Origin of the sequence: Candidatus Methanoperedens nitratireducens, assembly GCF_900196725.1 — an archaeon.
Lineage (GTDB): Archaea > Halobacteriota > Methanosarcinia > Methanosarcinales > Methanoperedenaceae > Methanoperedens > Methanoperedens nitroreducens_A.
Genome location: NZ_FZMP01000206.1, coordinates 1 through 23993, shown reverse-complemented (window position 1 = coordinate 23993; position 23993 = coordinate 1). Strand labels below are relative to the sequence as shown.

At 46.5% G+C, this 23993-nt stretch carries 26 protein-coding genes and 1 tRNA gene; 8 read left to right on the top strand and 19 right to left on the bottom strand.

The features are described from left to right. Positions 1–79 precede the first annotated feature (79 nt). The 3 genes from MNV_RS14745 to MNV_RS20865 form a co-directional block, all read right to left on the bottom strand. Entirely contained in the window at positions 80–1480 is a 1401-nt protein-coding gene (locus MNV_RS14745; protein ID WP_096206711.1) for a phosphohexomutase domain-containing protein, read from the bottom strand. Between the two features lie 82 nt (positions 1481–1562). Then, positions 1563–2579 (bottom strand): methyltransferase, encoded by a 1017-nt coding sequence (locus MNV_RS14740; RefSeq protein ID WP_096206710.1) that lies wholly within the window; start codon positions 2577–2579, stop codon positions 1563–1565. Between the two features lie 14 nt (positions 2580–2593). Beyond that, positions 2594–2725 (bottom strand): hypothetical protein, encoded by a 132-nt coding sequence (locus tag MNV_RS20865; RefSeq protein ID WP_257000080.1) that lies wholly within the window; start codon positions 2723–2725, stop codon positions 2594–2596. A 124-nt stretch (positions 2726–2849) separates the two neighbouring features. Here MNV_RS20865 and MNV_RS14735 point away from each other — a divergent pair, with 124 nt between their 5' ends. Further along, complete coding sequence (locus MNV_RS14735; RefSeq protein ID WP_096206709.1) at positions 2850–3101, top strand: glutaredoxin family protein; 252 nt, start codon at positions 2850–2852, stop codon at positions 3099–3101. Between the two features lie 158 nt (positions 3102–3259). Here the strand turns inward: MNV_RS14735 and MNV_RS14730 are convergent, their stop codons facing one another. From MNV_RS14730 to MNV_RS14685, 10 genes are all read right to left on the bottom strand, one after another. Beyond that, positions 3260–3718, bottom strand: coding sequence for a cytochrome b family protein (locus tag MNV_RS14730; RefSeq protein WP_096206708.1), 459 nt, complete (start codon positions 3716–3718; stop codon positions 3260–3262). Position 3719: 1 nt separating this feature from the next. After that, positions 3720–4382: a cytochrome b gene (locus MNV_RS14725; RefSeq protein ID WP_096206707.1), complete on the bottom strand. Its 663-nt coding sequence runs from the start codon at positions 4380–4382 to the stop codon at positions 3720–3722. A 9-nt stretch (positions 4383–4391) separates the two neighbouring features. Further along, positions 4392–4886, bottom strand: a complete 495-nt coding sequence (locus tag MNV_RS14720; protein ID WP_179294010.1) for a QcrA and Rieske domain-containing protein — start codon at positions 4884–4886, stop codon at positions 4392–4394. 4 nt (positions 4887–4890) lie between these two features. Next, positions 4891–5166, bottom strand: coding sequence for a hypothetical protein (locus MNV_RS14715; RefSeq protein WP_096206705.1), 276 nt, complete (start codon positions 5164–5166; stop codon positions 4891–4893). A 9-nt stretch (positions 5167–5175) separates the two neighbouring features. After that, complete coding sequence (locus MNV_RS14710) at positions 5176–5520, bottom strand: hypothetical protein (protein ID WP_096206704.1); 345 nt, start codon at positions 5518–5520, stop codon at positions 5176–5178. Between the two features lie 12 nt (positions 5521–5532). Beyond that, positions 5533–6411 (bottom strand): PGF-CTERM sorting domain-containing protein, encoded by an 879-nt coding sequence (locus tag MNV_RS14705; protein ID WP_143311814.1) that lies wholly within the window; start codon positions 6409–6411, stop codon positions 5533–5535. Positions 6412–6522: 111 nt separating this feature from the next. Next, on the bottom strand, positions 6523–7482 hold the full coding sequence (locus tag MNV_RS14700) for a cytochrome c3 family protein (protein ID WP_096206702.1): 960 nt from the start codon (positions 7480–7482) through the stop codon (positions 6523–6525). Between the two features lie 105 nt (positions 7483–7587). Beyond that, entirely contained in the window at positions 7588–8400 is an 813-nt protein-coding gene (gene dapF, locus MNV_RS14695; RefSeq protein WP_096206701.1) for a diaminopimelate epimerase, read from the bottom strand. Position 8401: 1 nt separating this feature from the next. Beyond that, entirely contained in the window at positions 8402–9040 is a 639-nt protein-coding gene (locus tag MNV_RS14690; RefSeq protein WP_096206700.1) for a DNA integrity scanning protein DisA nucleotide-binding domain protein, read from the bottom strand. An 86-nt stretch (positions 9041–9126) separates the two neighbouring features. Continuing rightward, positions 9127–9576 (bottom strand): YqaA family protein, encoded by a 450-nt coding sequence (locus tag MNV_RS14685; protein WP_096206699.1) that lies wholly within the window; start codon positions 9574–9576, stop codon positions 9127–9129. A 79-nt stretch (positions 9577–9655) separates the two neighbouring features. Between MNV_RS14685 and MNV_RS14680 the strand changes: the two genes are divergently transcribed. Beyond that, on the top strand, positions 9656–10060 hold the full coding sequence (locus MNV_RS14680; protein ID WP_096206698.1) for a ferritin-like domain-containing protein: 405 nt from the start codon (positions 9656–9658) through the stop codon (positions 10058–10060). Positions 10061–10101: 41 nt separating this feature from the next. On the opposite strand, the gene MNV_RS14675 is transcribed toward MNV_RS14680, so the two are convergent. The 4 genes from MNV_RS14675 to MNV_RS14660 all read right to left on the bottom strand — a co-directional run bounded on the left by MNV_RS14675 (position 10102) and on the right by MNV_RS14660 (position 16108). Next, on the bottom strand, positions 10102–10779 hold the full coding sequence (locus MNV_RS14675) for a DUF1614 domain-containing protein (RefSeq protein WP_096206697.1): 678 nt from the start codon (positions 10777–10779) through the stop codon (positions 10102–10104). A gap of 164 nt (positions 10780–10943) precedes the next feature. Beyond that, positions 10944–12851 carry an SdrD B-like domain-containing protein gene (locus MNV_RS14670; protein WP_096206696.1) on the bottom strand — a complete coding sequence of 636 codons (1908 nt, stop codon included), beginning with the start codon at positions 12849–12851 and terminating at the stop codon, positions 10944–10946. Positions 12852–13283: 432 nt separating this feature from the next. After that, positions 13284–14768: a DUF790 family protein gene (locus MNV_RS14665; protein WP_096206695.1), complete on the bottom strand. Its 1485-nt coding sequence runs from the start codon at positions 14766–14768 to the stop codon at positions 13284–13286. A gap of 2 nt (positions 14769–14770) precedes the next feature. After that, complete coding sequence (locus tag MNV_RS14660) at positions 14771–16108, bottom strand: DEAD/DEAH box helicase family protein (protein WP_257000079.1); 1338 nt, start codon at positions 16106–16108, stop codon at positions 14771–14773. A gap of 131 nt (positions 16109–16239) precedes the next feature. Here MNV_RS14660 and MNV_RS14655 point away from each other — a divergent pair, with 131 nt between their 5' ends. From MNV_RS14655 to MNV_RS14640, 4 genes are read left to right on the top strand one after another with little or no spacing between them, the layout of a single operon-like run. After that, positions 16240–16893: a MarC family protein gene (locus tag MNV_RS14655; protein ID WP_096206693.1), complete on the top strand. Its 654-nt coding sequence runs from the start codon at positions 16240–16242 to the stop codon at positions 16891–16893. Next, positions 16893–18371 carry a dihydropteroate synthase-like protein gene (locus MNV_RS14650; protein ID WP_096206692.1) on the top strand — a complete coding sequence of 493 codons (1479 nt, stop codon included), beginning with the start codon at positions 16893–16895 and terminating at the stop codon, positions 18369–18371. The genes MNV_RS14655 and MNV_RS14650 overlap by 1 nt, the downstream gene beginning before the upstream one ends. Continuing rightward, a complete protein-coding gene (mqnC, locus tag MNV_RS14645; protein WP_218838043.1) occupies positions 18358–19461 on the top strand; it encodes a cyclic dehypoxanthinyl futalosine synthase in 1104 nt (367 codons plus the stop codon). The genes MNV_RS14650 and mqnC overlap by 14 nt, the downstream gene beginning before the upstream one ends. Before the next feature lie 5 nt (positions 19462–19466). Beyond that, positions 19467–19823 carry a metal-dependent hydrolase gene (locus MNV_RS14640; protein WP_096206691.1) on the top strand — a complete coding sequence of 119 codons (357 nt, stop codon included), beginning with the start codon at positions 19467–19469 and terminating at the stop codon, positions 19821–19823. Positions 19824–19903: 80 nt separating this feature from the next. Here the strand turns inward: MNV_RS14640 and MNV_RS14635 are convergent, their stop codons facing one another. Beyond that, positions 19904–20095, bottom strand: a complete 192-nt coding sequence (locus tag MNV_RS14635) for a hypothetical protein (RefSeq protein ID WP_096206690.1) — start codon at positions 20093–20095, stop codon at positions 19904–19906. A gap of 902 nt (positions 20096–20997) precedes the next feature. Between MNV_RS14635 and MNV_RS14630 the strand changes: the two genes are divergently transcribed. Beyond that, positions 20998–21080, top strand: a tRNA-Leu gene (locus MNV_RS14630). 13 nt (positions 21081–21093) lie between these two features. On the opposite strand, the gene MNV_RS14625 is transcribed toward MNV_RS14630, so the two are convergent. Further along, entirely contained in the window at positions 21094–22011 is a 918-nt protein-coding gene (locus MNV_RS14625) for a tetratricopeptide repeat protein (RefSeq protein ID WP_096206689.1), read from the bottom strand. A 282-nt stretch (positions 22012–22293) separates the two neighbouring features. Between MNV_RS14625 and MNV_RS14620 the strand changes: the two genes are divergently transcribed. Beyond that, on the top strand, positions 22294–23802 hold the full coding sequence (locus MNV_RS14620) for a serine--tRNA ligase (protein ID WP_096206688.1): 1509 nt from the start codon (positions 22294–22296) through the stop codon (positions 23800–23802). Positions 23803–23993: the final 191 nt, after the last annotated feature.

Genomic DNA, 23993 nt, shown 5'->3' with positions numbered 1-23993 from the left:
CTGAGTAGATTGTGAGTGTTGAAGTTCTTTTAACAGGGAAACTATTTCGATTAGTTTCCCTCCTGAGAGAACTGTTAATCTACCTCATCGCCCTCTCCAGCCCCTCCATCGCAATCTTATTCAGTCGCCGCGCCCTTTCCTCTTTCTTCCCCTCCGAGAAGACCCTGACCTTTGGCTCAGTTCCGCTTGCTCTCACAAGGAACCATCCGTCTTCGTAATCCACTCTTACGCCGTCCATATCGGAAACCCTTTCATAATCCGGGAGTATCTCCTGCTTCAACCTGCTAAGTATTGCTTCTGTATTTGTACCCGCCGGCAGCGTTTTTGCATCTTTTATCTGGTAATATTTAGGATACGAGGCGACAAGCTCGGACAAACTCATCCCTTCCTTTGACAGTATCCCTGCCATCACTCCCGCCAGCATCGGACCCTCGCGGCTCCACTCAAGCAGCACGGAACCGTGTTCCTCAAGCCCGACCTGCGCGCCGCACATGAGCTTTGCCTGCGCAAGGTACGGCTCGCCGACGGGGGTATAAATGACCTCTGCGCCGAGAGTTTTTGCAACGTATTCTATGATATTGGAGAATGCAATCGTCACCGCTATTTTCTTATCCTTGTCCTTGCTCTGCCGCAGTACATGGTCAGCGATTATTGCCGCGGAAACATCCCCCTGTATGAATTTTCCATTCTCATCCACAAAAGCGGTCCTGTCGCCGTCGCCATCGTGAGCAACTCCCATGTCTGCGTTTTCGGATATAACAAGCTTTTTGAGCTTTTCAAGGTTCGCGTCTGTGGGCTCCGGATTCCTCTCCCTGAACATGCCGTCGTATTTGCAGTTGAACCTCACGACTTTGTGCCCCAGTTTCTCAAGGGTCTCTGGCGTCACGGATGATGCCGAACCGCCGCCGCCATCGACTGCGATTTTCATGGGTTTTGTGGGAAATAAATTTTTGACATACTGAACTATATGGGCGCGATATCTCTCACTTGCGCCGTTATCTGCCAGCTTTTTTCCTTTTTTTGCAGTCTTCTTGAACTCACCGAAATATACCTTCTCAAGCGCAAGGTCTTCCTCAGGCGAAAAGCCCATTCCTCTTTTACTCAGGCACTTGATGCCGTTATATTCAGGTGGATTGTGCGAAGCTGTGATCATCACGCCTGCATCCGCCTGTCTCCCTACTTCCAAGGAAAGTGTGTTTGGCGTAATTATACCCAGAGTTAATGCGTTGCACCCGTTCTCTATAATTCCCTCTACCAGCGCCTCCTCCAGCATATCAGAGGAGATTCTCGGGTCTTTTCCTATCGCTATGGTTTTTCCCGCTCCCAGATATACTGCCAGAGCTGCGCCTGCATTTTTTGCTTTATCAGCGCTCATCCCTTCATTTATAACACCGCGAAAACCGAAAGTTCCGAAAAGCTTTTTCTGTTTTCTGATGTTTTTATAATCGTCGTATTTTTTTGAGAAATTCTCGCACGCCATGAGATATTTGAATATATTCTGGATGTATTAAAGATAACTAAAATACATCCATGACCAGGATAAATTTCTGCCGCATCACAAGCTACCTGCTCGCGACTATCAGCGGCGATGGACCCGGCGCATCGATAGTTGTAACATCTGCAAAGCCAGCTTCCTCCAGCCACTTCCTGTACTCTGCCATCGTGAAAGTGTTCCCTTCTGTGCTGTTGATAAGCATATTCACGGCGAACAGGAGCGGAAAGACAGCAGTGCAGCGGTCGTCATCCGGTATCATATCCGCAATGAGCAGTCTCCCGCCACGCCTTAAGGAGCGATATGCGCGTGAAAACAGTATTCGCGTTCTTTCAGCGCCCTCTGTGTGGCATATATGTCCCAATATAACAAGGTCATAGTGGTTCTGCCCGAAATCTACCTCGTTGATGTCGCCGGCGAGGTAGCTGAACCTCTGGCTCAGGTTAAATTTACCGACAAATTTTTTCGTTACATCCAGTATGTTCTGCCAGTCATGCGCGGTCACCTTTGTACCGGGGTCACTCTCTGCAAAGGCTATACCCCATGCGCCTGAGCCTGCCGCTACATCAAGCACGTTCAGGTTCTTCCATTCGATTCCTACTCCAAGTGCTTCAGCCGCGGCTTTTGCGCCAGGATAGCTCATCGGGAACAACCTGGAAACCAGCTCCTGGAAGAATTCAGGACCATGTTCCTTTTCCAGTCTCTTAAATGGTTTACCAGTCCTGACAACTTCGCTCAGGTTGCTCCACGGTTCCCAGAGTGAGTCTGCATGCTGCACGAAATCCCCAAAATAAGCCGGTCTTCCTTTTATGAGGAATTTCTCTGCAAGCGGCGTCAGATGGTACGTTCCACCAGTTTTTGTAATATAGTTCAAACCCGCCAGGCTGTTCAGAAGAATTTCCATGCCTCGCGGGCTGGATGAGGCTGCTTCTGCAATCTCAGCTGATGTATGGCATCCGTTAGCGATATGTGTAAACACCTCAAGATCAATACCTGTTACAAGCACACGTGTGGACGCAAAGGCAAAGAATGTCTCAAATATCTTTTCCGGGGTTGGTTCCTCAACGTTAGTATTCTTTTTTTCCATAAAGCTTCTCCTCTTTATTTGTCCAGCGATGCCGGAAGTCCTTCTTTCTCTGGATTACTGTTATTGTTACTGCCCGATGCCAGCCAGAAACTTGCCCCACCAATAAAAATGACGACAACAACTGCCAAGATTGTTCCATTTTTCATACTAATACCTCCGATTCCCACCCAGGAATCAGAAAGAAGATACATTATTAATAGATATAAACCTTATGCTGTGTAATCCGGACGAGCGCAAAGATTTAAAGGATTTAGTAACCAAAAAATCGTTATGTTGAATGTAACAATCTATTCTAAAAAAGACTGCCATTTATGTGACATAGCCAAAGAAACGCTTCTAAAAATCCAGCAGGAGCTACCGTTCTCGCTAAACGAAATAGATATCGAGAAAGACAAAGCAGCTTTTGAAAAGTACAAATATCTTATACCGGTGATCGAAATTGACGGAGAAAAGGTCTTCAATTACCGGGTAAACGAGTATGAAATGAAAAATATCCTCAGGCTGAAGTCTCAACCCCGATGAACACAGGTATGATGCTTATCAACCCGCCCAGACCAAAAAAAGCAAGGGCAATAATGTAATTGCCCTTTGATACATTGTCAATGCTGACAGCCAGCAGTACCAGTCCTGCTATTTTAGATAATGCATCTATTCTTTCATACTTTTTTTTGATACTTTCATCAATGGTAGACGATGCTGTAGTACGTAAAGTACAGTACGCCCAGAAGAGCAATAACTCCGAGAGCGACAGCTACCTTTCTCTTCCTTATGTCCGTTGACGGGTTCCTGTCAATGAACGGCACCAGTATCAGGAGACCGTACCAGAGTACCATCGGCGCAGTTACGCCGATAACTTTTGCAGGTATTGGTCCGATATTGAATGTCCAGAATTTCAGGAATCCGAAGACATACAGGAAATACCATTCAGGAAATATCGGGGAAGGGGTAGTGAACGGGTCGGCAGGTGTAAGAAGACCCGCCGGATATATCGCAGCCAGCATTATCAGGCTTCCGGCGATAATGCACATCACCACGACTTCCCGAAGAAGGAAATGAGGGAAGAACGGAAGCCCCCGTACCCTTACAGGTTCGTGTTTCTCTTCCTCTATTTCGTGTTTTTCAACTTCTATTATCGCCATATTATAGCCTCCCTGAAATTCCCTGTATACGGACCATCATGAAATGCAGCCCGAGAAGCGTCGCTATAGCTATGGGAAGTATCAATACATGGATGGCAAAAAACCGCGTCAGGGTCTCAGCGCCGATATCGGTTCCACCTACCAGGATCAGGGAGATATATTCCCCCATAATCGGTATGGAACCTGCTATGCCTGTTCCTATCTTGGTAGCCCAGAACGCAAGCTGGTCCCACGGCAGCAGGTACCCTGAGAAACCGAAAGTCGTGGTGGTCAGCAGCAGGAATACCCCGACAACCCAGTTCAACTCACGCGGTTTCTTGTAAGCGCCCATGAAATAAATCCTTATCATATGGAGCATGACCGCCGCTATCATCGTGTTGGCAGCCCAGTGATGCACGCTCCGGACAAGGCTCCCCATCGGGACTTCTGTCATGATGCGCTCGACGCTCTTATATGCCTCATCAGGTGTGGGCTTGTAGTACATTGCCAGGAATATCCCTGTGACTACAAGTATAAGGAAGCACAGGAACGCAGTCCCTCCAAGGCAGTAAAGCGGATTGGATATCACGTTCTCCGGAGCCGGATGCTTGACAATCGGAGGGAGCAGTTCCCCCAGTTTGAACCTGTCATCAAGCCATTTATAAATTTTATCGCTTAGAGTCATATTGTCACCTCACGCAGCTCCTGCGTAGAACGAGATTGATCTCACGTAATCCGGGTCTTTCCACTTGAGCGCATAGACCGCACCTTCTTTAACGACTATATCAATAACCGGCAAAGGAGATGGCGGCGGTCCTGAGATTACCGCTCCCGTGTTCGGATCGAATTTGCCTAAATGGCATGGGCAGAAAACTATGTTCTCGTCAGGCTTCCAGTAAGCCACGCAGCCAAGGTGCGTGCATATAGCGCCAAATGCCCTGAAACCGGCTGGCATGTGTAAAAGCACAGCCGCCTTACCGTTGAACATAAATTTCTTGGCTTCGCCTGTCGGTACCTCATCTACCGAGGCTATCCTTATTTCACTGGATTCGCCCTGAGCCCCGCTCTGCGGCCAGAGATATTTCAATATCGCGGCTACTGCACCTGAAGCAAATAACAATGCGACCAGGCCAATTAAAATTTCAGTAATTTTTCGTCTTGTTATAGTAATAGTAATTTTGTCTGCCATGTTCTCACTCCAGCGTAGTAACATATTCGTCCTGCAGCAGTCCTTTTACATACAGGTATAGAATAGCCGCGAGGATGAACAGGAGGTATGCCAGTAATTTCCCGATATCCTCTATGAACGATCTCGCGGAAGCGGTTGAAGGGTCGCTGAACACTATTTTCCATATCATCATACCCGTTACTCCCGCAGCAGCAAGCGTCAGCAAGATTATCATGATAAATGCTATCTGTGACCAGAACCCTGTCTTTTCAGGTCCGTATTCGATTTTTTCTATATGCATACGCTCACCTCACAACCGTATAATATAGACCACAAGGAGTATCAGCAAAATAGTTGCCAGTGCCCGCAAACCGACATCCCATGTATTCATATGGACACCGATTTCGACTTCTTCGGTCGGCTCCGGCGTTGCGGTTACCTTGGGCGATGGTACATACCCCTCCAGTGAGTGGTTATGCGTCGCATAATACGCGCCTATTTCGTTTAACTGGGGCGGTCCTTCCCTTGAATGGCAGTACGGGCAGTTGCGGCTCTCTTTGACAGAGTATTCCGGTCTTGCAGAAATAATAGACGTGTTGAACAGCAATACTACCGCAAGCAGTAAAAAGGTCTGGTTTAACCTGGTTTGACTCATGTTCGTACCTCTTTATCTCCTGCGCAAAAGGAAAATGGCAATAATCCCTGCCAGTGATACTATTATGCCAAACCCTGGACCTTTTGGCGTTGCTATCGGCATACCTGTGTCCAGCTGTGCCTGCTGTGCATGCTTGATCCCACTGTCGGTCACGTTATTAAAGTTTGACAGGTCAAAACTATGCCACAGTACAGGAAGGCTGTCCCGGATTGATATTGCATTATCAAGGCTTTTCTGTGCCGCTGATGTGTCTTTTCCCTGTTGCTTTGCATATTTGATAGCATCGTCCGCCTTTCGAATCTCGCTCTTCAGATTATCCGCATCCTGAAGCGCTGCAATCGCTCTATCAGGCGCATCGGATGGGGCGACTCTCATATCAATATTATGGCAGTTGCTGCACAGGTTGTGGAACTCGCTGACATTCAGTATTTTGAATTCATGGGGGACGTGGCAGGTATCGCATGCCGGAGCCTGCCGAAGCGCCTGTAATTTCTGATAATGTGCTGAGCCCATAAACTGTTTTAGTTCCTCAACATGGCATTTTCCACATGTTCCGGGCACGTTCCTGTAAAAAACCGTGCTGTTTGGATCCGAATCACGCAGCACTCCGACATGTGCGGTTTCTTTTACATCCGAACCCGGATTGCCGCCATGGCAGTTGTCGCATGTGACATTGAACAGGGCATGTTTGGATCTAGTCCACTGCTCAAAATTGCTTATTGCGAACTTACTGAGCGTGGCAGCGTGGCATTCAAGAGAACACGCTATATCCCTTGTAAGGTGCTTGATCCTTATCTCATTGAATTGTTGCTCTGTTTCGTTAAATGCCGAGAGCTTTTCATGGCAATTCAGGCATGAGTTAGCCGCCAGCGCGCCCGGTACGGCGAACATCGCGAACAAAAGTACAAAAATAAACAAAATTAATTTATTACCGTGCATTATATCGCTTCCTTTCTTTCAGTAATCAATGTTGCATAACATAATATCTTCGACATGGTCATCCTAACGTCTCTTTATGAAATATACAGCAAGCGCACCTGCCAGCAGCATGATGCCCTCGAATCCAGGGGATTTTTCCGGTGTAGTTGCTGCAGGTCCTTCAGATAGAGCCTTCTCTGCTTCCTGTGTTTTGGTAATGCCCTGCTGAACTTCAGTATCGAAATAGGTCAGGTTGAACCTGTGCCAGACTGAAGGAATATGTCTCAGTATCGATCTTGCTGATTCTAAATCCGCCTCGGCTTCTGCCGTATCTTTGCCCGCTGCTTTTGCGGTAATGACAGCACTTCTTGCTTTTGAAAGCCCGACCTGTAATTCGTTTACTGAGGACAATGCCGTCTCTGCTTTTTTCGGCACGGCAGGATCGATGCCTGTTATACGGTTATGGCAGTTGCTGCAGAAATCCTCTATTTCTGAAGCTGTCAATACGCGTACACTGTGCGCCTGGTGGCATGTGATGCATGCCGGCGCCGGTCCTTCCTCGCCGGATTCTAACTTCTTGAAATGCAGAGAACTCTTGAATTCTTCAAGTTCGGCTCCATGGCATTTCCCGCATGCTTCAGGAGTATTGGCACGAGATATACTACTATTTGAAAGCCCGGAATGTGCCTCATTCTTTGCGGTGGCTAAGGGGTTTCCGCCGTGGCATTTTTCACATGTTACATTAAAAAGAGCGTGCGTGGATATGGACCACAGGGCATAGCTGCTGGCTGTGGACTTATTCAGTTTATCTTCATGGCAAACTATCGAGCAGGTAATGCCGCTCTCAAGATGCTTGATGCGTATCTCGACAAACTGTCTCTGCTCTTCCGATGTAAAAATTAATTTTCGATGACAATCTGCGCATGAGTTATTGGGTAACTGCGGGGCGGCAGCCACCGCAGGCTGGACTATCAACTGTATTGCTGATAATATCAACAATACAAAAACAATTCCTATAGTAATCTTTAAAGCGTTTTTTCTCATACGTTACTCCTATTTATCCTATCATTATTAATCATTATAGATTCAACTACTATTAATCATTAGAGATAAGCAGATACTTAAACTTATCCATTCCTATATAATTTTTTATATCAGCCCGTCGAATACCCGTTCAGCCGCGCCTTCCATAAAAGCAGTCCCATCTTTAAGAGATACAACAAGCTCGCCACCTTTTGTGTTTACCCTGACCTTGCTGCCCGTCTTACCGAGCCTGTGAGCAACAGCAGCGCACGCAACAGAGCCTGTGCCGCAGCTTAATGTCTCTGCCTCAACACCCCTTTCATACGTGCGGACGGCAATCTCATCCCTGGAATTGACACGCACAAAATTGACATTTGTCCCCTTAGGGAAAACGGGGTCGTAGCGAATCTCCGGTGCTGTGTTAAAAAGTTCAGGGCTATCAAGTGAATCAACAAAAACGACCGCATGGGGAACTCCCGTATTCACGGCAGATACTTTATATCCATGCATACCGACCTCAAGGAACTCACCTGTCCCTTTTACAGGGATTTTTTCTCTACTGAATTCAGGTCTTCCCATGTTCACTGTTATCCATGTCCTGTCGTTTCGCCGTGAGCTTATGGAAAGGACTCCTGCGAGAGTCTCAACGGCAGCATTCGCTTTAATATATCCTTTATCAAGAGCATATTTCACAAGGCAGCGTATCCCGTTGCCGCACATTTCCGCTTCCGTTCCGTCAGGATTGAATATCCGCATCCGGATATCCGCTTTATCCGAAATTCCAAGGTACAGGACCCCGTCTGCGCCTATCCCGAAGCGGCGGTCGCAGTATTTTGAAGCGAATGCCGGCTTTTCATCATCCTGTATGACTTTCGCCTTATACTCATCTATCACAATGAAGTCATTCCCGTTCCCGTGCAGTTTTGTAAAACGTATCATATCATTTGCTCTTCTCCTTCTTTAATGCCGAGGATATCACAGAGCCTGCTGTTTTCACAACCAGGTACGCTCCGCCAACTATCAGTAATGTAGGGGCTGTAACTATGCCTGCTGCCACGGATATGCCCGCTCCTGCAAGCAATGCCATGTCATGGTTGGTAAGGAAGCTTGAGACCTTCTCCAGCGTGGAGGACTCGATATCTACAGCATCGGTCTCAAGCACGATTTCCCCTTTCTGGAAGACCTTTATCCAGCCGCTCTCTTCCGAGACCAGGACCGCGGTCGCGGAACTGTCAAATGATGTTATTCCCTTAGCTGCTGCATGCTTTGTACCGAAGCCAAGAAGGGTCTCTGATTTTAAGATCCTTGAGCCATATGCTATCAGGCTTCCCTCCGGTGTAAAGATGACCGCCCCATCAAGGGTAGCAAGCTTTTCAATAACAGCATCCATTCCCTTGCTCAGAAGATTGCCTGTGAACTCAATCTGGGGATAGTGAGGGCGGTAGTTGCCTGTGATCTTTGCCCGGTCGGCTATTACAAAGAGAGCACCCTGCTTCTCTTTTGCCAGGCTTTTGGAGATATTAAGGATTGTGCGCATTACCTCGGACCTGCTATCGAGGGGTTTTTTCTCTTCTACCATAGTACCTTCTTATAAACGCCATATGTTATAAGTTTTGGTTAATCGGTTTAAATCGACATTTTATTTAGTTATTTCCAGAGCTCATACTAAAAAATCCCTGCAAAGTACGCTACAGCCAGGTAGCGCAGGAACTTGCCCGTGAATACAAAGATTGAGAATACAAGGAACCGCAAGCGCAGGAGCCCGCCAGCTACCGTGAAAGCATCCCCTATGATAGGGACCCAAGTGAACAGAAGCACATAAGAACCGTACTTTGAAAAGTAAGTCTCTGCTTTTTTAATTTCATCCGGTCTTATCCTTAGATATTTCTCTATGTAGCCCCGCCCCTTCAAACCTATGTAATAGCTTGTGCATGCGCCCAGAAAATTACCGGTTGAGGCTACAAGCACGACCGCAGGGATGTTGAATCCCATATAAATAAGAATTACGACTATCCCCTCGCTGCCAAATGGAAGTATCGTAGATGCTAAAAAGCTTGCCAGGAATAAACCCGTATAGCCATAGTCCAACAACAAGCTTTCAAGAGATTCTAACATGGAATGACCATATGCCAGTTAAAGATAAATAGTCGTTTGCTGATTCTTAATTGATTCGCAACAGATAGAGGGCTGATATATGGACACAGAAGAAATAACCCGTTTACTGAACAAAGCCTTTGTCCACGAGATCGAAGCCACCATGATATACGTGAGGAACGCCTTTATCATGCCGCAGTGCGATCCCGGCAGGGTCACGGAAGCTATCGCAGTCGATGAAATGAGGCATATGAACTGGCTTGCAGACCTTATCGTGAAAAGGGGCGGGAAGCCCGGCATGGAACATAAAGAGCTTGATTTCGGGGGCGATGAACTGAGGAGCCAGCTCAAGATGCAGATAGAGCACGAGACAGAGGCTATAGAGATGTATAAAAGTCAGATCAATACCATCGATGACCCTGAAGTTGTCGGAGTCCTGAAGCATATCCTTGATGAAGAGAAAAGGCACAGGAAAGAGTTCAGGATGAGGCTTGAGAAGTTATAGCTGTTTTTGACGGTATCTACTGAATTCTACTCTTAAAGTGCTTAAGCGAGCAGCACTGATATTATCCCGGTCAGGAAAATCCCGTCAAATGTTCCGGCACCTCCTATCGAAGCGACCGGAGTGCCAAGCTCAGGGATTTTTTCCAGGTTGAGGAGATCCGCGCCGATGAGGCTTCCGAGAGTCCCTGAAATGTATGCGATGATGGGAGGATCCTGGGGTGAAAGCAAAAGAGCAAGAGCGGCTGACATAAGCGGCGGAAGAAGCGCAGGAACCGCAATGCCAAGCCCCTTGATCGGGCGCGCTATCATATGGATAAGTATCGACATTACCGTAACCCCGAATACAACATCAGCCAGATTAGCCCGGAACATAAGGAACCCGGAGATTATTACAGGAATAACTGCTCCTCCTATGTTTATTGCTATGATCGTGCGCCGCTTTACCTCAATAGGCGGGATAACATACCTTAACCCGTAAAAATCAATAACTGCTCCTGAGATTACCGGGACCTGTGATTCTATTCTCCTGACAGGGATGTTTATGTGGCTGCCGAGAAGAGATAAAAACAGTAAAAGTATGGAATACTCAGGAGGAAAACCCAGCTTCCTGAAGGCGATGCCTATCAGGCCCAGGCTCACGAGGAAAAAGAGCGCTATGAGCACCAAAAAGAAAAGTGCCAGGAAAGATGCGGCAATTCTCGGGTAGAATAGATGGGACATAAGTTTTAAAAAAATCTTCAGGCTTGTGTTTCGCACCACGCAATCATGACTATCGACTGCGCGGTGCGAATCAAGCCTTATCTCACTGTTTCATCTACATATATGCGGACCTCTAATCCATGTTTCTATGGTGATCTATGTTTAGCCGAACATTCACGACTGAATCATGTTGTTGGACTGGATACCGGTCGTCTATTCATGAAGTTGTTGTTCATGGAATTCATACCGTTTTCCACGGTTACGATTATAACCGGAGAAACGGTGGGTACAAAACCTCCCATGACTTTTTCCACTACAATGTACCTGCCAGGCGGGAGATTTTCGAAACTGTAGAAGCCCTGGTCATCCGTGGCAGTTTCCTCATGGATACCCGCAGTTTCCGGTCCGATACCGGTCAGTTTGATCTCCCAGCCCTTCAGACCTTTCTCTCCTTCATCCAATATTCCATTACCATTGAGGTCTTCTATCTTGAAGCCTGAGATGCTGGCAGCTGTAGGTGGTGGTGGTGTCGGAGTAGGAGTTGGTGTCAGAGTCGGTGTTGGTGTCGGAGTTGGTGTTGGAGAAGGTGTCGGCGTCGGAGTTGGTGTTGGAGAAGGTGTCGGCGTCGGAGTAGGTGTTGGTGTTAGTGTCGGAGTAGGTGTCGGAGTAGGTGTCGGAGTAGGTGTCACTGTGACCTGATTTAAGAAGTTCACATTCGTTACATCCATGTTTTCGACGGTTATCACTCTGAATGTGGCATTGGTAGGAGTAAATCCTGCTCTTACTTCCTCAGTTACATTATAGACACCCGGGGTAAGGTTCGTGAACTGGTAGAAGCCTGAATCATTAGTTGATGTACTGGCTATCTGTGTGACGGTTGTGGCATTCAAGAGGTTAATATTCCAGTTCTCTATCCCCATTTCTCCGGCATCCCATACACCATTGCCATTTGTGTCATTTATCTTGAAGCCTGAGATGTTGAATGTTCCCTGCGGTACCTGCATGTTTCCGAAGTCGATATCGGTCACGTTCCCCCCTGCCAGGAGAGTTATGTTGCGAACCGGTACCTGAGGAAACGTCCGTACCCAGCCCGGCTGGAGAACTTCTCCTATCGTATAGTTACCCGCCGAGAGGTTGCTGAACCTATAGAACCCCTCCGTGTTTGTCGTATTGGTTATGTTGCTGCCATCCGGCATTGTCAATACTATCGTCCAGTTCGCAAGCCCCGGTTCTACTGGATCCCATGACCCGTTGCCGTTGATATCGTTGAACTTGAAGCCCGAGATACTGCCATTTGCCTGCGGTACCGACGGCGTATTCGTGAAGTTCACGTTCGTAACGTCCGTGTTTTGGATGATTATTGCCCTGGTTGTGGCATTGGTAGGAGTAAATCCAGCTCTCATTTCCTCAGTGACATTATAGCTGTCCGGGATAAGATTCGTGAACTGGTAGAAGCCTGAAGCATCGGTCGATGTACTGGCTGCCTGCATACCTGAATTATTAAACAGGTTGATATTCCAGTTCTCTATCCCCATTTCTCCGGCATCCCATACACCATTGCCATTTGTATCGTTTATCTTGAAACCTGAGATGTTGAATGCTGCTTCCGGAGTCGGCGCTACCAGTATCTGTCCCCGGATTTCACCTCCAGGGTTCTGGGTTGTGTGTACATTGACATATGTATTACCAGCCGTCATATTATCTATCAGAGCACTGAAAGACTGTCCAACAAGCGGACCGGTCAGATTTGCCTGTGTTATGTTACCCTCTGCAAGCACACCATCGAATGTTCCAGTTTTTGTCGGTCCGGTAAACAGGTTCACTACAATCGGGCCGTTCGCTCCTGCCGGTGCCAGATGGATATGTGAAGCGGTGGCATTTGTTATATTGGCTACCGTGACCCTGAACTGCAGTACTGTGCCGTTATCGCTCAGGTTAAACGTCGCATTGCCCCGGGCAAGTGTAACTACAGGTGGTACTTCTTCACTACCCGTGAGATTAGCGGTGAAAGCAGGTAATGCCGAAGCCCCCGGTACCCCCACCAGGGCTGCTGCTGTTAATAACAGTAGCACTAAACTTATTTTTCTATTCATTATAATTACCCCCCTTTATCCAGCTTCTTTTCAGCTATTTTCGCGTGTTTGCCTCTTCTTAAACCATTCGTTGTATTTTTATTCATTTGTTTTCCTCCATTTATCGATTTTTGCATCAATTTCAATGTTTTTCAACCAGACAAGGCTTGCTTAAAGCTACTTCACATAGTGCTCCTCATAGCGCTTCATGTGCTTACTGCTGCCCTTCGGAACAAATCTGGTACATCCCGGACCGGTTCGATGATATGTCCGGGTGTCTCTCCCCTGCTTCACCGTCCGGTATCCTATGCCAGACTGTTAGCTTCTCTTGGTTCCTGAATGGTTCTTTCAGTAATTCACAAATTATTTTTGTAATAAATTGATTGATTGCATTGTTAAAAAGACATTACTAAACATAGACATATGTTAAAACACATAGTTGTTGCATATGATTTATGCCATTATTTCCGCGTTCCCGGGATCAAGCCCGCTCCACTTCACCCTGTAACCAAGGAATTCAAGTATTGAGCAATGCCCTTTTACTCCGTATTTGTCAAAGATTTTGATAGCTTCGTTATGCCTTCTTATACCGGTTAATTCGTTCCGGATAATTCCCAGGGTTTGCCTGCTGACAAGCTGGTCCCCGATGAGTGAATATTCTCCTTTATACCGATCGACCACTTTTTTCAAAGTCTCAATGCTCAGATTATATTTTTTAGCCATCTCATCCAGGTCGATTACATCGCCATCTATGGCTATCTTCACATCACCAAGTTTTGTAAGCTCTTCTGATAACTGTTTCTCCTCGTATTTCCTGAGAATCTTTATTATCCCGATATACGGGATTTTTTTATCATAGAAAAGAACGTCAGCAGTTTTGAAATCCGAACCCGAACATGCAAGGTTCTTATCCACCAGGAGGATAATGTTCTCTTTTACCTGGTTTATCTTCTGTATCTTATTCTTTAGATACTCAGGTGTCCAGAAGCCGATTATTTCCACATATACCCTGCTTCCGTTCCTTTCAAGCGAGAAGTCGGGAATAAAGGCATACTGCCCCGCTTCCAGCACTGCCGGCTCGCGCTTTACAGACCAGCCATTGAAGTCAAGCATGGAAAATTCTCTTTCAACAGCACTATCAAACGTTTCTTCAAAAATATCGGAATCGAAAACTCGCCTCGTATTATCCAGGGTGAATTCAAGAATCCTTTTACCCTGAAATGTTTTTCTCAATATGCTGGCTTTTAAGCTCCATTTTTCCGACCTGATAATAGCAGGCAGCAGTTTCGCAAAAGACGTCCCGTATCTTTCAGTTAGCCTGAACAAAGAGATAGGCCCGTCAAGGTATATTTTACCCTGCTCGATAGAGTACATAAGCCCAAGCTGCTTGAGCTTCCTGAATACATACTGGTAGTTGCCTTCTATCCTAAGTTCCATTCCTGTAGCTTTGAACAGGAGCGTCTGGGCAAGTGAGAGATTATACTGCCTGAGCAGGTCCTCCGGAGAAAGAGCCTGGAATTCCCTGATCACAAGATTCTCTTCCTGGTCAGACCATAGGGCTTTTTCCAGTTGTTCGGGCGCAATAGGAAGCTTACCCGCAGCCCTGACTATGATGTCCTGGCGTTCTTCCTGGCATGTGACTATCCCTTTACATTCCTCAAACACCGTTCTTCTGGCAGCGACAGGGTCAATAGCAGCATCTACATCTATTTCACATCTTCTTTCAAGGAGCGCAGTCAGACCTCTTATAAAGCGGTAATTCATTTCCTCAAGTTCTTCTATCTCAGAAAGCAGGTCTCCGTAGGTTTTTCCGACGTGGTTCCGGAAGAGGTCTATGACCGAACTGGCAATCTCAACGCTCTCCGTATCAAGAGAAGCGTAAACAGGTTCTATTTTTCCCTTGTAGGTTCTTGTAACGAGAAGGTCGGATGTAAGCATTGTTATCTCAGGGCTCTTGCCCTCCTTTTTGCAGTGTTGATCTCGCTTGTATCAGCCGACACAAGCTCATACAGTATCGCTTCTTTCCCTTTCTTTTTCCGGAGTATCCTTCCAAGCCTCTGTACAAAGGCTCTCTCGCTGCCTGTCCCGCTTATGATTATGCCTACATCGGCGTCCGGAACATCTATACCTTCATCCAGCACCTTCGAGGTGACGACCGCTTTATAGATGCCCGATTTGAATCTCTCAAGTATCTCGCTCCTTTCTTTGCCCGCTGTCCTGTAGGTGATAGCGGGTATCAGGAACTCTTTTGATATCCTGTGGACTAACTTGTTATGCTCCGTGAAAATGAAGACTTTGCCTTCTTTGTGGTTTTTCAGGATCCCGGCAAGCTTCCCTACTTTTGATGCGCTGTTAAAGGCAATATCCCTCGCCGTGTTCCTTGCAAGTAATGCCTCTCTTGCACCTGGGTCTCTTCCACTCCGTATAACGAGTCTCTGGAAATCAGCCGGGTTCCTGAGCGAAAGGTTATTTTTTCTCAGGTAATCCGAAAAAATCCCCTGCTTCAGGTTATATTCCTCCTGCTCTTCCCTGATCAGGTCAACTGTTATTTTTTCGATCCGGTACGGCGAGAGGTGTTCTCCGGCAAGCTCGCTTACCTTTTTCTCAAAGATCTTGCCCCCTATAAGCCGGTTAAGCTCCGTATGCAGGCCATCCTCACGCTCGTAGGTAGCTGTCAGACCCATACGGAAAGGTGAGGCGAACATCTCTGCAATGTGCCTGTAACCCTCGGCAGGCAGGTGGTGTACCTCGTCAAATATCATGAACCCGAACCTGTTACCCAGCCGCTCGGCGTGTATGTATGCAGAATCGTACGTGGATACGGTTATTGCTTTTATCTCCTGCTCTCCTCCTCCCAGTACCCCAGCATCAACTTTAAGCTCTTCTTTCAGCCTGGCGCGCCACTGGTTCATCAGATCGATGGTAGGAGCTACCACTATTGCCGGGGTATTAAGCAGGGATATGGCTTTTATCCCTATGAACGTCTTTCCGCTTCCAGTGGGAAGAACGATTACTCCCCGCCTTCCTCCCGCTTCCCACGCCTCCAGGGCCTGCTGCTGGTAATCTCTCAGTACTACGCCGGTACGGAGGTCAGGACATGGTATAAGGTCAAGGACATTGTCTTTAAAATCCATACCTGATACTTTAAGATAATCTATGATATCCCTGTAGTTTAAAGCCACAGATCTGAATGTTCTGGAACGTTCATCCCATGTGGAGTTAGGAATCCTGATATCACCGCGGATGATAATAGTACCTCTGCTGAAAGCCAGTTCCATGATTATTAGTTAGACGGAGGCTGTATTAAAAAGGCTTGCGATACGGGTAAAATCGATATCGATTTCTGAATAGTTGGCTATTTTACCTGCTAACCAAAACATTATATCGTCTAATGAATAATATTAGTACAATGGCGCTGGACATAACCTCGAACAGTACGTTCTTCATTTCCGCTTTCGCGGCTATATTCTCCATCGTCAACCCCATCAGCGGTGTAATGGCTTTTATCTCTATTACCTCACATATGGACCGGACAGACAGGTTGTACGTAGCGAAGCGTTGTTCGGTGATAGCCTGCATGATAGCGATAATCTTTGCAATATCAGGAAGATATATCCTGGAATTTTTTAGCATCACAGCAGATTCTCTGGCAGTAGCCGGAGGTGTCCTGCTTTTCCTAGTAGCCATTGATATGCTGTTCGCAAGAACCAGCAGGGAGAGCATTACATCCGAGGAATTATCCGCCGCAACCCACAGGGAGAACATCGCAGTATTCCCGATGGCAATGCCCATGCTGACAGGACCGGGCGCGATTACAACCATTCTCCTGTACACAAATCCATCGGGTAAAGGTAACTGGCAATTGGTACTGTTAGTGATAGCGGCTATCCTGCTTACATTTGTTATTACGTTTTTGATCTTCAGGTTCTCCGATTACTTCAACAGGGTCGTTGGCGTGACCGGCATGCTTGTGATGACAAGATTAATGGGTCTCTTCCTTGGGGCCATAGCAGTTGATTTTATTGTAAGGGGAATAAAAGGACTGTTCGGGTTGCCGATATAATGACTACTCTTGTGGTGACCGGAAAACTGGCAGAGAACACAGTAAAAAGATCGGTGCAGAATGATGCTGAAGTTCTTGTCCTGGATATAGAGGTCGCTTCATTTATTACCCCTGCTCTCCTCCGCCGCTCCCTGCCTGAAAAAAAGTATGACCTTATATTAATCCCGGGTCTTGCATCCGGAGACTTTTCAGGTCTTGAGAAAGAGACAGGCACGCCGATACGGCTCGGTCCGAAACATGCGGTAGACCTCGGTTTTGTACTGTCATACACCGGCGATATCGCCTTTTCAAGAAAAGTACCTGCCTGCGAACTGCTTCTTGATAAAAGACGTTCGAATGCTCTTGAAAGGGTGGCAGAACTCGAAGATAGGGCTTCTCCGGCTTTATTCTTAAAGGGGGTCAAGCTCGGCGGGAACTCACGGATGAAGGTGATGGCAGAGATAGTGGATGCTGCGCACTTAACAGGGCAGGAGCTAACAAATAAAATAATTTATTTTGCAAAGCTCGGGGCGGATATCATAGACCTGGGCATGTCCATGGATACGGAACCGCATGAAGCCGGAGCTGCTGTAAAAATTGCGAAATCCGTAACCGATTTACCTCTCAGCATCGATACCCTCGACCCCGTGCTTATCAATGCTGCCCTTGATGCCGGAGTAGATGCCGTCCTGAGCCTGAATTCCGGGAATATAAATGAAGTAAGAGATAACATCGTCAGAAATCTCGCTACTGTGGTCATAATTCCCGACTGCGTTGAAGAGATTGAGAGCCTGTTCAACAACATCGAATCTGCAAGGAAAATGGGGATCAACAATATTATCGCCGATCCCGTGCTTGAGCCGCCGGGTCACGGATTCGTGGAATCGATCGACAGGTACTATGAATTCCGCAAACGCGACCCCAAGACACCGCTCTTTTTTGGCGCCGGCAATGTCACGGAACTCGTTGATGCGGATTCGACAGGCATCAACGCCATGCTCGCCGGGATGGCTATGGAACTGGATGCGAATGTTTTATTCACGCCAGAATACAGCGATAAAGCCCGCGGCAGCGTATTTGAGCTAAAGACCGCATCCGTTATGATGGCTCTTTCAAAAGAAAGGGGCAGCGCTCCCAAAGACCTGGGAATTGACCTGCTGTTTGCAAAGGAGAAAAGAAGGCGTGAGATCGGTTCGATGCCGGAATCGCCAATCCTGGCAAGGGAGAGCGATGGATGGCATCTTGACCCGGCAGGTTGTTTTAAGATAGATATTACAGCCGATGAAATCCGGGATGGGAAACTTTATCCTGGAAAAATAGTAGCAAGGACTAAAAAGAATTCGATTGCAGGAACTACTGCAAAAGAGGTTCTTGATACTATAGTCAGGCTGGGATTGGTCTCACGGCTTGACCACGCGGCTTATCTTGGAAGAGAACTTATGAAGGCTGAACTGGCGCTGAAATTCAAGAGGAGTTATTCGCAGGATGATGAATTTTGATATTATAAAGGAATTTTCAGATGATGGCGAGGTATCCGAAATCCTTTCCCGGTCTCTGGATAACGAACCACCGGGTATGGAAGAAGGCACAAGGCTGCTTGAGTGCGACAATCTTAACTTACTGGGCGCTGCGGCTGACGTCCTGCGAAAAAAAACCGCAGGCGAACTCGTGACCTTTGTCGTGGACAGGAACATTAATTATACAAACATCTGCTCCTCGAAATGCAAATTCTGCGCATTCTACAGGGAACCCGGCGCAAAGGATGCGTATGTGCTGACGATTGAAGAGATTATCGCAAAAATCGATGAGGCTGTTAAGCTGGGCGCAACCCAGATACTGCTGCAGGGCGGGCTGAATCCTGATATGTCGATCGAATACTATGAGGATATGCTGAGGCAGATAAAGAACAAATTCAAAGTGCAGATGCACGCTTTTTCCCCGCCGGAGATAGTACATATATCAAAGTTATACGGCACCGGCATAAAGGAAACCATCTCGCGGCTTCGTGATGCCGGGCTTGATTCCATACCCGGCGGGGGCGCCGAGATACTTGATGACAGGGTACGCGGCTCCGTCTCGCCCGACAAGATCGGGTGGAGGCAGTGGCAGGAAGTAATGCTGGCGGCGCATTCCCTGGGCATCCCGACCACGGCAACGATGGTCTTCGGGCATGCAGAAACACTTGAAGAAAGGATAAAACACATTATCCGCATTCGCGATATGCAGAAAAAGTACGGCGGGTTTACAGCGTTCATTCCATGGAGCTTCCAGTCCGAGAATACGCAATTAAGCGGAAGTTCTACGGGCATAGATTATCTGAAGATGGTAGCAGTATCTCGTATCCTTCTCAACGGATATATCAGGAATATCCAGGCTTCATGGGTCACACAGGGTCTTTCTGTGGCTCAGACGGCTCTGGATTACGGCGCGAACGACCTTGGCGGGACGATGATAGAGGAGAACGTCGTGAGGGCAGCAGGAGTGCCTTTCCACAGTAAAAGCATTGACGAGTTCGTACATGTCGCCAGGAAGCTGGGGCGTCCTGTGGCGAAGAGGGACACACTGTACAATATATTGGAACGGTACTGATAACTATGCCATTTACGCCGTATCACCTGGGTCCGGGTTCCCTGATAGGATTGAGCCTGTTCAGAATATTTGACTTCCCGGCACTTCTGATAGCCAGTGTAATAATTGATATCGAACCGTTCAGTGTTTTACTTTTTAACCTGAACTATCCTCTCCATGGATTTTTCCACAGCTTCCCGGGAGGCTCGATCGTTGCCGGCTTTATTGCGGCGACTGTGTATTTTTTAAAAAACGAAATCAAGAAGTCGATGGTTCCTCTTTTTGGTGTCTATTCCCATATCTTACTTGATTCACCGCTGTACACTGATATTAAACCGTTCTATCCTCTTATGATTAACCCTTTTTATGGAAGGCTGGGTTAACAAAAATCCAGTTTCTATAATAAGCCTATCGGATTGATTTTACTTAACCTCAAGCTGCATCGAACTTAATATAAACTGCTCTATCTCGAATCGCGATACTTTTTTGAGGATGAAGATGTCATAAATTTATATATAGAATATTTGATATTTGGAGCGGTTTTTTTGCAGATGCGATTTATAAATCGTTCCGCTTCTTGTTTTGATCTAAAACCTCTAACTTTTCCGCCATTCCATTCAACTGATATGTCTTTTATTAAGGTCTCTTTTTCCATAGATCCCACCACTCATCCCCACGTTCCCGCCTATCCGGTACAAGCACACAACTATAGAGTTTATATATTTATCCATGTGAATAATAATTACGATTACTGTAATTATTATGAAAAAGTTGAGGTTAGCGGCGCACAATATGAAGTAGTAGTTGTTTCATTTCATGCTCCGTCAACCTCAAGCTATATATGCTATACGGAGGGTAATAGTTTTTGCTGGGAGTTTGTGGCACGGATGTTATTTGATCTTCTTGAGCATCACCGTATCAGTCTGTAAGGCTCTATTTCTACAGCGATCCTTCCTGGGATTGAACGTATATTTAGGAGAAGAGGCGAGTCACTCCCATTTCCAATAGACATATATTAAATATACATACAATCATAGAGTTATATATATTTAGTCATATAGATAATAATCGCTGTTATTGTTGTTGCGATAGGTGAGCAGGAAGTTCTCGGAGGGGATTAACAGTGAGTGAATTAAAAGTTGGTTCAGATCTGCTCACCACCGGGATATTATAATTGCATTGTATAAATAGTAGTTCCCTTAATTTCCACTGGAAACTTTTAAGTATGTTCAATGTAACATAAACAAGTCTAAGAATAGACATGCTTTTCTAAAAAAGGGGGGACTGGAACCTTATTGGGGAGAATCTATTTCTCTCCCCGCCAGTTTTATATAGAATGAGATTGTACTGATTATTTGTGGGCAGGCAAATAACTTTTTTAATACACTAACCCCCACTCCCCAACCTGCCCACTTGTACTATTCGAATTTGAACACTTTACCCTACTTTTTTATATCCCTTACTCCTATTAAGGCATTAATCCCTGAGAGTTGTAAGTTAAAAAATGGTAAAAAGCGTCATAAATTTAACTCTAAAGGATATTTAATGTGACCCCATGCGAGAGTATCCAAGCGGCCAAAGGAGTTGGACTTAAGATCCAATTGCGCAGGCATTCGTGGGTTCAAATCCCATCTCTCGCACCTGGATTTTATCTTATCTTCTCTTTTTGTACTTCTCCAGGTTATGAAGAGCAAGCCCCTTGCCGTACCATGCGCTAACATGTGCCGGGTCGATCCCGATTACCATATCGTAACACTTTATTGCCTCTTCGTATTCCTCCAGCCCATGAGAAGCAAGACCCCTGCAGTACCAGGCGTCAGGATTTTCCGGATTAATCCCAACTGCCGTATCGTAACATCTTATTGCCTCTTCATATTGCTCTGAGCCATGGAAAGCGAGCCCTTTGCCATACCATGCGTTAGCATCCTCCGGATCAATATCAATTACCTTATCGTAACATTTTATTGCTTCTTCATATCTCTCTAAAGTATTAAGGGCAAGCCCATCATTACTCCATGCATCGATGTGCTCAGGATCAATTTCGATAGCCCTATGGTAGCATTCTATTGCCTCTTCATATCTTTTTAAGCTGTGAAGAGTTTGGCCTTTCCAGAGCCATGCTTCAGTGCGCGACGGGTCGATTTCGAGTACCTTATTAAAGCATACTGCTGCCTCATCGTATCTCCCCAAAATATGAAAAATAAGACCTTTGCTATGCCACAGGTATAGTAAATAATCGCTCTGTGGAGCGGTTTCAATTACTTTATCAAAGCATCCTATAGCTTCTTCATGCTTCTCTAAACCACGAAGAGCATATCCCTTCCAGAGCCATGAATCGATATGTGTCGGATCAATCCCGATTACCTTATCATAACATTCGATTGCTTCTTCGTATTTTCCCAAATTATGAAGAGCGCGTCCCTTGTAGAACAATGCTTCTGCAGGTTTCGGTTCAATCTTAATTACTCTGTTATAACATTTTATTGCCTCATCGTATTTTTTTAAGGAATCAAAAGCAAGTCCCTCATTTTGCCATTTTTCGGCAATGTTTTTCTTTCTGGATGATTTCATATTTGTCTCCTCTGATTATTACTCCCCCTATTTCCGGACATATCTAAACCTTTCCCTTTAATCTCAAGTGATGTTCCTTTAACCTTTAAGATCCCATAAAATGCAACTATTCTGTTGCATAACAAAATTGACGCATAACAAAAAGCGCCATTGCAAAGAAGATGTTAGAAAGTATAAATAAGAAATGGAACATTAATGTACCTCAAATAAACACAGAAGATAGATGTAGAAGCATCAAATTAAAACCATATCCCCTTAACAAAAATCCATAGGACTGAAACAATGGAACCTTACTTTCACCTCAAAGGCGAATACAAAACCAGCGCCCCCGTATCAGCGGCGCGCGCCGATATAGAAAAGTTCATCGAAGAAGCAAAAGCCACCATCCTGCAAAAAGGCGTCCCGGCAGGAAGAGGGGCGAAGATCATCGCCTGGGACGTGAAGGACAATGCCATCTCCTTCGATATCGAATCAGACCGCTACCTGCGCGCACACGATGCCTTCATCCGCCTGCGGAAACCGCTTGCAGGCGCGCTTGGCAAGAAGTACAAGATCGGGATACGGGGCGCGGAAGTAGAAGAGTTCATCGTGAAGCTGCCTTCAGAGCAGGCGCTGCGCCAGACTAAAATACCATATGTAAAGAAAATAGAGTTCGCAGACGGGATGATAACGCTCTCTCTTGATGTCGGGGAAGCGCAGCTTGAGAACAAAGTCCCGGACAGGATAATCTCGCTCATCGAGGACAAAATAGCTGCACAGGGCTTTGGCGGAAAGGCTGAGCACTGGAGCCTGCTATGGGAAAGCCCAAAAAAGGAAATGAAATTCAACAGCGACCCCACGGTAGAAGCGGAGAAGCGCGGCTGGATAAAGCGAGCCGCGGGCAGGGGCCAGTGGATTCACGGTCCACAGATGACGCAGGTCTTCAGGACATTTGAGAAGATAGTGCTTGAAGAGGTGATCAAGCCCCTCGGATATGTTGAGATGGTGTTCCCCAAGCTCGATGTATGGGACGTGTTGAAACATTCAGGACACGCAAAGGGCGTATATCCCGAAGTATATTATGTATCTCCCCCAAAGACAAGAGACCCCGCTTTCTGGGAAGAAGTAATAGATAATTACAAAGTCACGCTCGAAGTGCCCCTTGACCTGATCTCGGAGAAGATCGATAAACCGATAGGCGCCTTGTGTTATGCCCAGTGCCCCTCGTTCTGGCCTTTCCTTCAGGGGAGGACTATCGCGGAAGATTCATTCCCGATCAAGGTTTTCGACCGATCGGGAACATCGCACAGGTACGAAAGCGGCGGCATTCACGGCATGGAGAGGGTGGATGAGTTCCACAGGATAGAGCTTGTCTTCATCGGCACACCTGAGCAGGTGCTGGCTCATTCAAAGGACATGCAGGAATGCTATAAGCACATATTCAACGACATCCTCGACCTTGAATGGAGGATGGCATGGGTAACCCCCTGGTTCATGGCGCAGGAAGGGCTTACAGGGATTGCTGAGAAAAAGGACGTTGGCACGATTGATTTTGAGGCGCCGCTACCCTACCGTGGAAAAGATGGCGAGTGGCTTGAGTTCCAGAATCTGAGCGTGAACGGCGATAAGTATCCCAAGGGCTTTAATGTTAAGTCGCAGTCGGGTAAGGATGTATGGAGCGGCTGCTCGGGCGTCGGGCTTGAAAGGTGGGCGAGTACGTTCTTTGCACAGAAAGGATTTGAGCAGAAGGACTGGCCGGATGCATTCAGGGAGAGGTTGGGGGAGATGCCGAAGGGAATAAGATTTATGTGATATGTTCTTCGTTTAACATGAATCTTTTTTAATAAATTTTTCTGAATAGTTGTTATGAATATAGACGAACTGAAAAAGACACTCAAATCCATTGGAACAATCACGTTCAGCAAACACTTATCCTGAAACGCTTGAGAATTTCCTAAATTCCCGTTAAATTAGACACTATATAAATTATGTCCCACACTATT

Bases quoted from the DNA above. Each gene is read 5' to 3' on its own strand.
- MNV_RS14745 (WP_096206711.1), bottom strand. From the start codon at position 1,480: ATGGCGTGCGAGAATTTCTCAAAAAAATACGACGATTATAAAAACATC.
- MNV_RS14740 (WP_096206710.1), bottom strand. From the start codon at position 2,579: ATGGAAAAAAAGAATACTAACGTTGAGGAACCAACCCCGGAAAAGATA.
- MNV_RS20865 (WP_257000080.1), bottom strand. From the start codon at position 2,725: ATGAAAAATGGAACAATCTTGGCAGTTGTTGTCGTCATTTTTATTGGT.
- MNV_RS14735 (WP_096206709.1), top strand. From the start codon at position 2,850: ATGTTGAATGTAACAATCTATTCTAAAAAAGACTGCCATTTATGTGAC.
- MNV_RS14730 (WP_096206708.1), bottom strand. From the start codon at position 3,718: ATGGCGATAATAGAAGTTGAAAAACACGAAATAGAGGAAGAGAAACAC.
- MNV_RS14725 (WP_096206707.1), bottom strand. From the start codon at position 4,382: ATGACTCTAAGCGATAAAATTTATAAATGGCTTGATGACAGGTTCAAA.
- MNV_RS14720 (WP_179294010.1), bottom strand. From the start codon at position 4,886: ATGGCAGACAAAATTACTATTACTATAACAAGACGAAAAATTACTGAA.
- MNV_RS14715 (WP_096206705.1), bottom strand. From the start codon at position 5,166: ATGCATATAGAAAAAATCGAATACGGACCTGAAAAGACAGGGTTCTGG.
- MNV_RS14710 (WP_096206704.1), bottom strand. From the start codon at position 5,520: ATGAGTCAAACCAGGTTAAACCAGACCTTTTTACTGCTTGCGGTAGTA.
- MNV_RS14705 (WP_143311814.1), bottom strand. From the start codon at position 6,411: ATGTTCGCCGTACCGGGCGCGCTGGCGGCTAACTCATGCCTGAATTGC.
- MNV_RS14700 (WP_096206702.1), bottom strand. From the start codon at position 7,482: ATGAGAAAAAACGCTTTAAAGATTACTATAGGAATTGTTTTTGTATTG.
- dapF (WP_096206701.1), bottom strand. From the start codon at position 8,400: ATGATACGTTTTACAAAACTGCACGGGAACGGGAATGACTTCATTGTG.
- MNV_RS14690 (WP_096206700.1), bottom strand. From the start codon at position 9,040: ATGGTAGAAGAGAAAAAACCCCTCGATAGCAGGTCCGAGGTAATGCGC.
- MNV_RS14685 (WP_096206699.1), bottom strand. From the start codon at position 9,576: ATGTTAGAATCTCTTGAAAGCTTGTTGTTGGACTATGGCTATACGGGT.
- MNV_RS14680 (WP_096206698.1), top strand. From the start codon at position 9,656: ATGGACACAGAAGAAATAACCCGTTTACTGAACAAAGCCTTTGTCCAC.
- MNV_RS14675 (WP_096206697.1), bottom strand. From the start codon at position 10,779: ATGTCCCATCTATTCTACCCGAGAATTGCCGCATCTTTCCTGGCACTT.
- MNV_RS14670 (WP_096206696.1), bottom strand. From the start codon at position 12,851: ATGAATAGAAAAATAAGTTTAGTGCTACTGTTATTAACAGCAGCAGCC.
- MNV_RS14665 (WP_096206695.1), bottom strand. From the start codon at position 14,768: ATGCTTACATCCGACCTTCTCGTTACAAGAACCTACAAGGGAAAAATA.
- MNV_RS14660 (WP_257000079.1), bottom strand. From the start codon at position 16,108: ATGGAACTGGCTTTCAGCAGAGGTACTATTATCATCCGCGGTGATATC.
- MNV_RS14655 (WP_096206693.1), top strand. From the start codon at position 16,240: ATGGCGCTGGACATAACCTCGAACAGTACGTTCTTCATTTCCGCTTTC.
- MNV_RS14650 (WP_096206692.1), top strand. From the start codon at position 16,893: ATGACTACTCTTGTGGTGACCGGAAAACTGGCAGAGAACACAGTAAAA.
- mqnC (WP_218838043.1), top strand. From the start codon at position 18,358: ATGATGAATTTTGATATTATAAAGGAATTTTCAGATGATGGCGAGGTA.
- MNV_RS14640 (WP_096206691.1), top strand. From the start codon at position 19,467: ATGCCATTTACGCCGTATCACCTGGGTCCGGGTTCCCTGATAGGATTG.
- MNV_RS14635 (WP_096206690.1), bottom strand. From the start codon at position 20,095: ATGGAAAAAGAGACCTTAATAAAAGACATATCAGTTGAATGGAATGGC.
- MNV_RS14625 (WP_096206689.1), bottom strand. From the start codon at position 22,011: ATGAAATCATCCAGAAAGAAAAACATTGCCGAAAAATGGCAAAATGAG.
- MNV_RS14620 (WP_096206688.1), top strand. From the start codon at position 22,294: ATGGAACCTTACTTTCACCTCAAAGGCGAATACAAAACCAGCGCCCCC.